Source organism: Paenibacillus sp. 37 (assembly GCF_008386395.1).
GTDB classification, from domain to species: Bacteria; Bacillota; Bacilli; order Paenibacillales; family Paenibacillaceae; genus Paenibacillus; species Paenibacillus amylolyticus_B.
The window spans coordinates 1,018,139-1,029,905 of the sequence record NZ_CP043761.1 but is presented as its reverse complement, the minus strand read 5'-3'; the positions used below and the strand labels follow the sequence as shown (position 1 = coordinate 1,029,905).

Below are 11,767 nucleotides of genomic sequence, written 5' to 3'. Positions count from 1 at the left end.
GCGATTCAATCTCCTGTCTAATATTGCGTGTTCCCAGACTGGCTCGTTTTCCCTGAAGCAAACCCCTTGAACAACGTTGGTACTTTGGAATAACGGGTATTCGTAATTTTCCCTTGTGATGTGCTGCTGTCTGTACGCATAATCGAATCTTTTACATTAGAAATGTTGGAGTTATCCAGCGTCATGTTAACTGCGAAGGAAGTTCCACCATTTTGGCGAACCAGTTTGCCAATATCATCTGCACGGAAATTTTTGATGTTAATTGTTCCAGCTGCATTCATCTGGAACACTTTATCATAAGCCTTATAAGCTGCCCCACCGGTAATGTTAACCGTTCCGGCAGACTTCAATGTCAGTGCATCCTCGCCCACGTCCTGCCAGACTACATTCGATATATTACAGTTGCCATAACAATGAACACCATCAGCAGCTGGTGATCCAATGTTTACGTTTTTGAGCGTGGCCCCTGCCTCCAGACGAAAGACTGGCTTCTGATTTTCTGCTTGAGATCCGTCGCCCAGTGTGGAAGGATTGGCTACAAATGTTTTACCTTGGCCGTCATAGGTCGTGCCCTTTGGAACCACAATGGTTGAATTTACAACGGTAGGTGCAGCCGCAGCCGGAACGGCACCAAATATAGAAGCAACCAAACCAGCGGACAGCAACAACGTCAACATTTTTTTCATAACTTTATTCCTCCCTTATTCTCTCGTTATTTGATAGTGTACAAGCCTGAGCTTGTCCTAGAAGATCGTCAGAGGTGCACCTCTGTCCGACCCACAACCTAATCCTACCAAATAAGGAAGGTAACTAGAATAATCATTAGATCAGATATATTATGACATCGCACAATCCCTGTCATATCCTCGTTTTTTGCATGCCAGGTCTCTCAAGCAATATGCTCATATCAACCTCTGGTATGCTCATTTGTAACGTATGTACCCTCACTTGAATCCCCGATAACAAAGAAAGACCACTACATTTGTCTCCAAATGTGTGATCTTGAATGGCTTCTGGCTTGCTGATATAAGATATCAGGCTCCGAATCTCTGACGATAACCGCACTTTCGACACAACTCTTCCACAGCTTCGCGCCTGGAGAAGCCATATACCAGATTGTTCGCTCGCTCACCCTCAATAATCTCCGAGAATGACTTCTCGTGCACATTACCAAGGTTAATGACACCCTCACCATCAAGACAGCATGGAACCACCGTTCCATCTACAAGCACAGCTGCCTGACCACGCAATGCATGGCAGAAGCCTTTGCCGTCATCTTCAGGTGCATCCAGACTCGGCCACTGGAACTCATGGTCCTGATTCAGGTATACATTCGGGGCAATTTTGACCCCGCTGCCTGGAACTACTTTTTCCTCAATTCGGAAGTCCAGATTGAACTCACGTTCCAATACTTCAAGGGTCTCCCGATTTCGATTCATCTGAGCATTTGTGAAGTTATCCTGCGTCAGATTCCACAACCGGAATGAGATGATGACATTGTGCTTCACCGCTTCGTGAACAAAAGACAGAATGTTGCTCAGGTATCCGTCACGGTCGGTCGAACCTTCATGCCCATCGAAGCTGTGCAGGGAGAAATTCATCTGCCGCAGCGCCGGTTTGCCAAGCAATTTATGCTGAGTCTTGGGCAATAGTGTACCATTCGTTGTAATGTTCACCTTGAGTCCCTTCTCATGTGCGGAATCGAGCAACAGATCTATTTTGGGATGCAACAAGGGTTCACCTTTGACATGTAGATAAATATGATTGGTGTGTGGTTTAACTTGTTCCAGTATATTGTTGAAGACTTCAGGGTCAATGAATCCTTTGGCACGCTGCGTCTGTGGACAGAAGCTGCAAGCCAGATTGCAGATACTCGTGATCTCAATATATACTTTTTTGAACGTTTTCAACTCGGGTCCCCATTCTGCCTAGGAGGGAGAACAATCCCACCTGCATTTTGTGATCCGGCCTATACGGGCCATCCCTATTATATCGGGTTCATGAGCCAAGGTAAATCAGAGAACTGGTTTATCTGGTTGTGTCAAAATGATTTGGCTAGTGCCAAATGAACAGATTCAATCGCATGAATACGTGTTGTATCAAATAATGGAACTTCTGAATCCTCTACTTTTACTAATAATCCAATTTCGGTGCAACCTAATATGATCCCCTCAGCTCCATCATCAACTAGCCTTTGGATCACCATTTTATAATAATCCCTTGATAAGGGCTCAATTTTCCCTAAACATAATTCCTCATATATTATTTTATTGATAACTTTTCTATCCTCTTCATTCGGTATCAAAACCTTAATACCATTCAATTCAATTCGTTTTTTATAAAAGTCTTGTTCCATCGTATATTTAGTGCCAAGTAAACCAACCGTACTTATTTTGGACTTATGAATTTGATTTGCTGTTGAATCAGCAATATGTACAATGGGTAAACGCACTTTTTCTTCAATATGTTTAATCACTTTATGCATCGTATTTGTACAAATTACAATCATTTCTGCTCCTGCCTTTTCCAAAGACTGAGCAGCATTCCCTAATAATTCACCAGCACTTTCCCAATCACCTTCAGCTTGATAACGCTCGATTTCTTCAAAATCCACGCTATATAAAATGCATTTGGCTGAATGCAATCCTCCCAATTTATTTTTCACTTCTTCATTAATAATTCGATAATATTCTAACGATGACTCCCAGCTCATTCCACCAATAAGACCAATCGTTTTCATATACACTCTCCCTTCCATTTAATACATTCCGAAAGCAGTATATAGAAATTTAATAGATATTGTACCGTATCTATCTGATTAAATAAACCTGCCCCAGTAAGAGGAATAGAGGGATCTGGAGCAATTCCGGCAACGGATTATTGCTTCTACCCGAATGATCTGGCTGTACAATCCAAATAATCTGACCGGAACCATTTTCAGATCAGTACTCACATTCTTTCCAAGCGCCCCCTTTACATTCCACTTGCATGTGATATATGCTGAACACACAACTGCATATCTTGAACATTGCACTAGGGGAGCCTTACGGCTGAGACGAATCGAATGATTCGGACCCTTTGAACCTGATCTGGATCATACCAGCGGAGGGAAGTGGAGCGGCCTTTCAGTAAGCGGATTTTTTCATGTTGATGATGAAATTTAATGTGAATTGAACTTACAGACCCACTCATTTCTCCGGAAATGGGTGGGTCTTTTTCGCGTTCTGCGGGCAGATCAGAAGGTGTAATTAAAGATCCCGTAGTTTGAAGTTGAATTTGGAATAACAAGGGGGGGACAAAACGAGATGGATAATAACATAACCATTCACAACATGAGCTACGCTTTCCCGGGAAAAAGGGATTCCCCCGTGCTCTCCAATGTGTCGATGCGTGTAGCCAACGGCGAATTCGTCTCGCTTATCGGCTCCAGCGGCTCCGGTAAAAGCACCCTTTTCAAGCTGCTGGCAGGCTTGCTTGAGCCAACCCATGGAACCATAGAAATTCCTTGGGTCCCTGAAGGAAAGCGACTGGGGCAGGTGGCCTATATGCCACAAAAGGACCTCCTGTTATCCTGGCGAACCGTCATGGAGAATTGCATGCTCCCCGCTGAACTTGCTCCAGAGCGGCAGGATAAGGGGAGAATTCGCGCGGACATTCTGGCTGGGCTCGACAGATTTGGCCTATCCGGCTACGCGCATGCTTACCCAGACGAGCTATCGGGTGGCATGCGCCAGCGTGTCGCGCTGCTTCGTACTTTGCTGACAGGTGGCCAACTCATGCTGCTGGATGAACCATTCGGCGCACTCGATGCCTTAACCAAACGGGAGATGCATCGCTGGTTGTTGGAACTGTGGGAGGGCTTTGGCAAAACCGTGTTGTTCATTACGCATGACATTGAAGAGGCGCTGCTGCTCAGTGATCGGATTATCCTGTTAACTCCGGGGCGCCAAGGCCAACAGCTACAGGATTTGACGGTACCTTTGCCACGTCCAAGACATTCGGACATGATCTATGAACCGGCGCTCGTTCAGATGAGACGACGACTGGAGGAACAATTGCATGCGAGAAGGTAACTTGGGAGACTGCATGAAGGATAGCGTAAGGCGTTGGCTTGCCCGTTATGGTCTGTTTCTTTGGCTCCTGCTCTTGTTGCTTGTCTTCTGGGAGTGGATTGTGCGTATGGGATGGGTGCCCTCCTTCATCATTCCAGCCCCAACGGCGATTGCCAGCTCCCTGTATGAGCATCGCTACCTCCTGCTGGCTACACATCTGCCTGCTACCTTGATGGAGGTTATTGTTGGTTTTGGCTTGTCCATAGTGACTGGAATTACGCTAGCGACAGGAATGCATATGAACCGATCGATTGAAAAGGCCTTGTATCCCTTCATCGTGATCAGTCAAACCATACCACTGATTGCCCTGTCCCCTGTATTCATCCTGTGGTTTGGTTATACCTTGTGGAGCAAAGTCGCCGTGGTGTTCCTGATCGCCTTCTTCCCCATTGTGGTCAGCACCTACGATGGACTTCGCCAAGGCGATCCAGAACAGCGTGAACTGCTGCTCACCATGGGCGCCAGCAAGTGGGATATTTTTTGCAAACTCCAGGTTTCACTTGCCCTTCCCTCTTTTTTCTCGGGGCTAAAGATGTCTGTGGTGTACTGCGTGGTTGGTGCAACGATTGGCGAATGGCTCGGTGGCAGCAAAGGTCTCGGATACTTCAGCCGCCGTATGTCCAGCAACATGAACACGGACGCGATGTTTGCCGCTATTGTGCTGTTATCCCTGCTTGGGATCGTTTTGTTTATATTGATTGCCTGGCTGGAGAAACGGTTTAACACACGCCGTCATGGAGGCAAAAGAAAGAACGGATAATCTTGGAGAGTGAACCCGATTTAATGATAGGAAGTATGATTTCCAAACACTTTTTTCACATATCATCAGTTATGTTTCAATCATCACGTTGTCCGTTAACATCCTGCTGTTCTTCTCCTACAAACCTTAAACAATGAAATGAGGAACTTCCATTATGAATAATAAAGGCATACACTCCCTGCTTCCCATCATGCTCATTAGCCTTTTGCTGATAGTCAGTGGATGCAGCACCACGAATACCAGCAGTAACACGCCAACAACAGACTCTGCAACCAATGCACAACAAACAGACAAGTCTGCAACCGAACCAGCATCAGACGCCAAAGATAAACTGTCCATCATGCTCGACTGGTACCCGAATGCAGTACACTCCTTCATCTATGTGGCTCAGGAAAAAGGGTACTTCGCAGACCAAGGTCTGGATGTCGAAATTCAGATGCCTGCGGATACCAATGATTCACTCAAACTTGTTGCTGCCGGTAAAATTGATCTGGCCTTAAGCTACCAGCCCCAAATCTTGCTCGCGCGTGGCGAGAACATTCCTGTACGATCTATTGCTGCTGTTGTTCGGCACCCGCTTGTTCATCTATTGACCGAAGCCAATGGCAACGTGAGTTCACCCAAAGATCTTGACGGAAAAACTGTCGGGTATTCTTCAATTCCGCTGTATGAAGCGATGGTTCGTACGATGATCAGCCACGATGGTGGCAACCCAGATAACATGAATCTGGTCGACGTTGGATTCGATCTGATTCCTTCACTGGCTTCCGGACAGGCGGATGCGATTATGGGTGGTTTTATTAACCATGAACAATTGATTTTGGAGAAAGAAGGACATTCCATGAAATCAATTAACCCCGTCGATTATGGCGTACCTGATTATTATGAACTGGTCCTGACTGCGAGTGAAGCTGGCATTCAAGCAAAAAAAGAACAGCTTACCCGGTTCGTCAAAGCGGTCCAGGAAGGACAAAAATATGTGACTGAGCATCCAGAAGAAGCCTTGAATATTCTGCTCGCTCATGAGAATCAAACGTCTCCGCTTGACCCGGATGTCGAAACCAAAAGCCTTACTATTCTACTGCCACTTATGAATGAAGAAGGCCAACCGTTTGGTCGGCAGGAAATGGAATCATGGGAGAATGTACGTGCTTGGCTCGTTGAACAGGATCTGATTCCTGAATCGGTGAAAGCCGAGGATGCTTTTATTAATCTGCAAGGAGAGTAAATAAAGGAGAGCAACGTGAATAAAGGAAAAGTAACTGGACCTTGGACACAAACAGAATGAAAGCAAGGGGTTAAAAACAAATTTTAGCAAAATATAGGATCGGATGCATGAAGGTTTGTGAAATGGAATAGCCCTGAAGCAAGCATCGAAGGATCAGAATTTATAACAAGCCTAAGTGGCTTGATGTGCATCAGAGCAGCTTGATATGCGTTTTGGTGGCTTGTTGGTATGAATTTGGTATGAACATTAGCGCATATCTTCAAACCTTCCGGGAGCTAGCTCCTTAATGTGCTTGGAGTAGAGCATGCAGCGAGCGCTAACGAATCTGAGGCGTCCTATTCAGGGATTTGGAGCGGTTGCAGAAATCTAAAGAACCTGAAGCATGTTATATCAGAATAAATAGCTGTTTGCAGCGTTTTGGTCAGGAGATTCTGGGATAACGTGTCTGATGTTCCTTACATTTCAAAAGGAGGAGCTGACAGCCACATAAGACGTCCTGTGTTCTTTAGAAACATCGTCTGACCAGTCGTGCCCCAATCAGTTGGGTATCGACCAGCCTGGACTTCAAGACACTGGTTAGACGCTAACATCCATCACACTATCTCTTGCCTGAGTTTGGAGAAAGACCCGGGTTCACTTTCTGTATTTTGTATCGTTTCGTTTTGTACTGTTTCGTATTTGTACGGTTGTCTATCTGCGAATTTACATTTTATATGAATCTACCTTTTAGCTATTTCAATCAAGGCTAGATATCGATCAGAATGATTCAATTTGTCTATATCCTGTTACAAAAAATCCCTTTTTAGTGAGTTATGAAACTAATTTAGATTTTACGTTTCTGCTTTTCTCGCATTAATGCATCTAGCTGTTGTTAGACTCTGCGCCCCAACTCAACAAGGAGACTCATATTCTATTATTCTGCTGAGTGACTCCAGATATCGGACTTCCGCCGATGGGGTTACTTCATAACAAGGAGGAAATTATATGTCTTATCTGGAACGTGTTCGTACGCAAAATCCGCTGGTACACAATATTACCAACCTTGTCGTTGCTCCTTTTACAGCCAATGGTCTGCTCGCACTGGGTGCATCCCCTTTTATGGCCTATGCCCATGAAGAGGTCGCTGATGTCGCCAAGATGTCAGGAGCCGTGGTACTCAACATTGGTACACTCGATGACAAAGTCGTTCAGGCGATCCGTCTGGCAGGCCAATCGGCTAATGCGTATCACGTGCCTGTGGTGCTTGATCCGGTTGGAGCTGGCGCGACCACCTATCGTACAGAAACCGTGCAGATGCTCGTTCGTGAGATTCGCCTCACGGTGCTGCGCGGCAATGTGGCGGAAGTTGCCAATGTCATCGGTGAGAGCTGGAGCATTAAAGGTGTGGACGCAGGATCAGGTGAAGGTGACCGGATTGGAATTGCGGAGCGGGCATCTCATAAACTTGGCTGTGTTGTGGTCATTACCGGAAAAGAAGATATCATTACTGATGGACAATCCACATTCCTTACGAGTAATGGTCATGCCCTGCTAACTCAGGTCACAGGTGCTGGCTGTCTTCTCAGTTCGGTGATTGGTGCTTTTACAGCCATAGCGGAATCAGGAGCCGATCTTATAGGCAGTGTTGTTGAAGCGCTCGCGTTTTATGGTGTAGCAGCTGAACTGGCGGCAGAGCGGACAGCTCATCAGGGGCCGGGCAGCTTCCAGATTGAATTGTTGAATCAACTGGCACAAGTAACACCAGACCTCTTGGCAGAACGCGCACAAATCCGTCAAATCCGTGGAGGTGCAATATGAGCATTGCTCAAGCGCTAACCATTGCAGGTTCTGATAACGGGGGCGGTGCAGGAATTCAGGCTGATTTGAAAACATTCCAGGAGCTTGGCGCATACGGCATGACCGTTATCACCGCTATTGCTGCCCAAAATACCACAGGTGTGCAGGGCGTTTTTCCCATCCCTTACGATGGCATTGCCCAGCAATTGGACTCGACGGGTGAAGACTTTCAACCAACCGCAACGAAGACCGGCATGTTATATAGTGCCGAAATTATTCGTCTAGTGGCTGAGAAATGGCAGCATTACCGTTGGTCTAATCTGGTCATCGACCCTGTGATGGTCGCCAAAGGCGGTGCCCCTCTGCTCCAGCAGGAAGCTGTACAAGCGCTGGTTACGGAGCTGCTGCCCCATGCCCTGATCACAACACCCAATATTCCGGAAGCGGAACTGCTTACCGAGATGTCTATCACAAATCTGAGTCAGCGGGAAGAAGCCGCAAGACGGATTGTACAGATGGGATCAACGTATGCTTTGGTCAAAGGTGGTCATGATGAAGGAAGTGGTATGATCGTTGATGTGCTCTACGATGGGCAGTCTTTTCATTATCTGGAGAATGTTCGTGTAGTAACACGTCATACACACGGAACAGGATGCACGTACTCTGCGGCCATTACTGCAGAGTTAGCCAAGGGTTCACCTGTTCTGGCTGCCGTTACGACCGCGCGAGCATTCATTCAGGCAGCCATCGAAGATGAGCTGGGGATTGGGGCCGGACATGGGCCGACAAATCATTTTGCATATCAGCGCAGACAGCGGGGTGAGCAGTGATGCGCCCTTGGGATGCAGAAGCGGTACAACGCGCGATGAAGGTGTATTTGGTGATGGGCAGCGTCAATACAACGCAAGACCCTGTGGAAGTGCTGCGCCAGGCCATTGCTGGCGGCATCACGCTGTTCCAGTTCCGTGAAAAGGGAACTGGCGCCTTGGTCGGCGAAGCTCGCATCACGCTTGCGATGCGGCTTCGTGAGGTGTGCAGCCAGCACGGGGTCCCGTTCATCGTGAACGATGATGTGGAGCTGGCTGTAGCGGTGGAGGCCGACGGCGTGCATGTCGGCCAGGAAGATGCGGACGCGGCGCTGGTACGCGCCCGCATTGGAGATGGGCGGATGCTTGGCGTATCCGCCCACTCTGTGGATGAGGCGCGCCGTGCCGTGCAGGCGGGCGCCGACTACCTTGGCGTCGGGCCCATGTACCCGACGCGCTCCAAAGCGGACGCCCACGCTGTGCTGGGCCCCGCAGGGGTGGCGGAACTGCGCGCCGCAGGCATCGCAGTTCCGATTGTAGGTATCGGCGGCGTTACGCCCGATACCACGGCCGCCGTGATGGCGGCTGGAGCCGACGGCGTAGCCGTCATCTCCGCCATCGCGGGCGCGGCCGATGTGCGCGCAGCGGCTGCGCAGTTCGCTGCGGCAGTGCTCGGGATGCAGGCGTAGCCCTGCTCTCCCTGCACTGCCAGCCCCATGGGCTGCACCGAATACATGGTGCGGCCCATAACCGCTCGCTCTCCTCTCCATAACAGAGGAGCCTCACAACACCCTGCGGTGCGGCAGTCTATGTCTTCGACTTAGAAGCGCATCCGCTCCCTGCAGTGACTGGATGATACAATAATTCAGTCACATCTATTCACCAATCCATGATCAAGATGCAGCCTCCATGCTTGCATCTTGTTTTTTCATTTTCAACGGTTGACTCTCACGTAACGTGACACTGTACAATCGATGTTGTAAGGAGGTTTCACACATGGCCATGAAGGTAAAAGAAGTTGCCGAACTTGCCTCGATCAGTGTGCGCACACTGCATCACTATGATGAGATCGGACTATTAACCCCCGACGAAGTGACTTCTGCCGGGTATCGATTATATTCAGATGCCAACCTGGAACGGTTACAGCAGATTTTGTTTTTCAAGGAACTCGACTTCTCTCTGAAGGAGATCAAAAACATTATAAACAACCCCTCCTTCAATCCAGAAGAAGCACTTAATATGCATCGACTTATACTGCTGGAGAAGCGCCGACGCTTGGACCAGATGATTGCTACCATTGATAGAACGGTTTTACACGTGAAAGGAGAAATTAAAATGACAGCCAAAGAACAATTCGAAGGATTTGACTTTAGCGAGAATTCGTATGAACAAGAAGCGCGGGAACGTTGGGGAGACCATGCCGTCGATCACGCAAATCAGAAGCTGCACAGTAAATCAACCACAGATCAGAAGGCTCTATCCGATCAAATGAACAAGATCTACAAACATCTGGCTTCACTTCGTCACACAGAACCAGCATCTGCGGAGGCACAGTCTGGCATCAAAGAGTGGTACACTTGGCTAAACCAAATGGGAAGCTACTCACCTGAAGCCTTCAGAGGGCTTGGTCAGATGTACGTGGACGATGAACGCTTCACGCGTAATATTGATCAGTTTGGCGATGGTTTGGCAGTATTTATGAGAGATGCTATGGCTGTATTTGCTGACCAAAACAAATAATATAGCCCTGTCTTCGATCACATTCAGTATTATTCAACTCTCATTGCTGTCAGATGTGCACTGTAAACGATAGTCTGGAAGTTACCCCCTGTCCTGAAAAGGTAAAATATTCTCGTCATCAGCTTTATTCGCAGTAAATGACCCTTGGGATATTTGAACCTACCTCCTGGGGTGACCACATCTTTCTTGTAATTAACCTTATGAACATCTTGGATATATACTAGGGTTATGTGGTAAGTAATTTAAATCGATCCGAGTTGTTGCAACAGTTATGAGCCATATTCCACCTCCTAACTGGTGGATCACAAAAGGGACGTACGCCCTAAGGCGTATCGTCCCTTTTGTATATGCAAGTAACCCAGCCGCAATGTGAACATGCCTAACTGCTGCTCACTCTGAGTACTTTATAAATATCTTTTAGTGTAGATGCTCTTTACTACGTTTTTCTTCTGCTCCCAGTCCTTCGATATAACCGTTTCCCCAGATGCTTAGGAAGAAGAGGATTAAGTTTCTTCTGTCAAACGTTCTTCATTTTGCTCCCAGCGTCCACCGTCTATCCGATTAAGCTCTTGGCGCGTGATCCGATGAAGATGCATCCGTAGCTAGACTTGTTCTCGCCATCCGGCCAGGAATCTGCCATGCAGACACAATCGCAAGCACGATGAATAACAAATCAATCGGTTGACTGAAGTACTCCTGAAAGGTTTCCACAAACGCACTGATCATCTCGCTATCAAACACAAGTTCCATCACGCTTACATCACCAAACAGTTCGGAAGTAAAATATACGACCGTCAGATATTTCCCCAACAAAATGCCAACAAGCGCAAACAGTACGGCAATAATCTTATGTACCGTCGCAATTTGTTTATTGGAGAACAACACAACTGCGTAGCCCGTGAGTGCTCCAATCAAAATCGCAATTAGTCCCACCTCATACTCGGTCATTGCAGCAATAGCTGCCCATACGATGCCTCCCAGAATGGCTGCAATTAAACCACCAATGATCGGCATACCGATTTTAACTCCTTGTTTCTCTTCCACGTTGTCTTTCCCTCCTGAGTCATGCATATGCTTCTTTTCCAGAATTCACCTTTCCTATGAAACCACAAAAAGACCTATTATTCAACATTTTTCTACTTTTGGTGACCATGTATTTATATAATAGAAAAGATATATTAAGCATCTATTTCCTTATTCGCTCGAATATATCATTTTAGTTTTATCCACAAACATCTCATAATCATTCCCTTGGCACATAAAAAAACATCCCTCCAACAGCATAATTGCCGTAGAAGGGATGTTGTCCATATCTGTATCATAGATATAACCGATGTAACCGAGA

Annotated in this window: 11 protein-coding genes and 1 riboswitch; of the genes, 7 read left to right on the top strand and 4 right to left on the bottom strand. The window is 47.1% G+C overall.

Annotation, left to right across the window (positions count from 1 at the left end):
• Positions 1-17: 17 nt before the first annotated feature.
• The 3 genes from F0220_RS04630 to F0220_RS04620 form a co-directional block, all read right to left on the bottom strand.
• Positions 18-686, bottom strand: a complete 669-nt coding sequence (locus F0220_RS04630; protein WP_036606151.1) for a pectate lyase — start codon at positions 684-686, stop codon at positions 18-20.
• A gap of 348 nt (positions 687-1,034) precedes the next feature.
• Positions 1,035-1,910 (bottom strand): radical SAM/SPASM domain-containing protein, encoded by an 876-nt coding sequence (locus F0220_RS04625; protein WP_105601077.1) that lies wholly within the window; start codon positions 1,908-1,910, stop codon positions 1,035-1,037.
• Between the two features lie 131 nt (positions 1,911-2,041).
• A complete protein-coding gene (locus tag F0220_RS04620) occupies positions 2,042-2,740 on the bottom strand; it encodes an aspartate/glutamate racemase family protein (RefSeq protein WP_105601078.1) in 699 nt (232 codons plus the stop codon).
• 285 nt (positions 2,741-3,025) lie between these two features.
• Positions 3,026-3,128: riboswitch (TPP riboswitch) on the top strand.
• Between the two features lie 177 nt (positions 3,129-3,305).
• Between F0220_RS04620 and F0220_RS04615 the strand changes: the two genes are divergently transcribed.
• The 7 genes from F0220_RS04615 to F0220_RS04585 all read left to right on the top strand — a co-directional run bounded on the left by F0220_RS04615 (position 3,306) and on the right by F0220_RS04585 (position 10,422).
• On the top strand, positions 3,306-4,073 hold the full coding sequence (locus F0220_RS04615; RefSeq protein WP_105601080.1) for an ABC transporter ATP-binding protein: 768 nt from the start codon (positions 3,306-3,308) through the stop codon (positions 4,071-4,073).
• Complete coding sequence (locus F0220_RS04610) at positions 4,060-4,872, top strand: ABC transporter permease (protein ID WP_374954423.1); 813 nt, start codon at positions 4,060-4,062, stop codon at positions 4,870-4,872. Before F0220_RS04615 ends, F0220_RS04610 begins: the two co-directional genes overlap by 14 nt.
• A gap of 154 nt (positions 4,873-5,026) precedes the next feature.
• Positions 5,027-6,100, top strand: coding sequence for an ABC transporter substrate-binding protein (locus tag F0220_RS04605; RefSeq protein ID WP_105601081.1), 1,074 nt, complete (start codon positions 5,027-5,029; stop codon positions 6,098-6,100).
• A 984-nt stretch (positions 6,101-7,084) separates the two neighbouring features.
• Positions 7,085-7,897, top strand: coding sequence for a hydroxyethylthiazole kinase (gene thiM, locus F0220_RS04600; RefSeq protein ID WP_091016102.1), 813 nt, complete (start codon positions 7,085-7,087; stop codon positions 7,895-7,897).
• Entirely contained in the window at positions 7,894-8,706 is an 813-nt protein-coding gene (thiD, locus tag F0220_RS04595; protein WP_091016104.1) for a bifunctional hydroxymethylpyrimidine kinase/phosphomethylpyrimidine kinase, read from the top strand. Before thiM ends, thiD begins: the two co-directional genes overlap by 4 nt.
• Positions 8,706-9,371: a thiamine phosphate synthase gene (thiE, locus tag F0220_RS04590; protein WP_105601083.1), complete on the top strand. Its 666-nt coding sequence runs from the start codon at positions 8,706-8,708 to the stop codon at positions 9,369-9,371. Before thiD ends, thiE begins: the two co-directional genes overlap by 1 nt.
• Positions 9,372-9,678: 307 nt before the next feature.
• On the top strand, positions 9,679-10,422 hold the full coding sequence (locus tag F0220_RS04585; RefSeq protein WP_105601085.1) for a MerR family transcriptional regulator: 744 nt from the start codon (positions 9,679-9,681) through the stop codon (positions 10,420-10,422).
• 561 nt (positions 10,423-10,983) lie between these two features.
• Here F0220_RS04585 and F0220_RS04580 read toward each other — a convergent pair.
• Positions 10,984-11,466, bottom strand: a complete 483-nt coding sequence (locus tag F0220_RS04580; protein ID WP_223199847.1) for a hypothetical protein — start codon at positions 11,464-11,466, stop codon at positions 10,984-10,986.
• Positions 11,467-11,767: the final 301 nt, after the last annotated feature.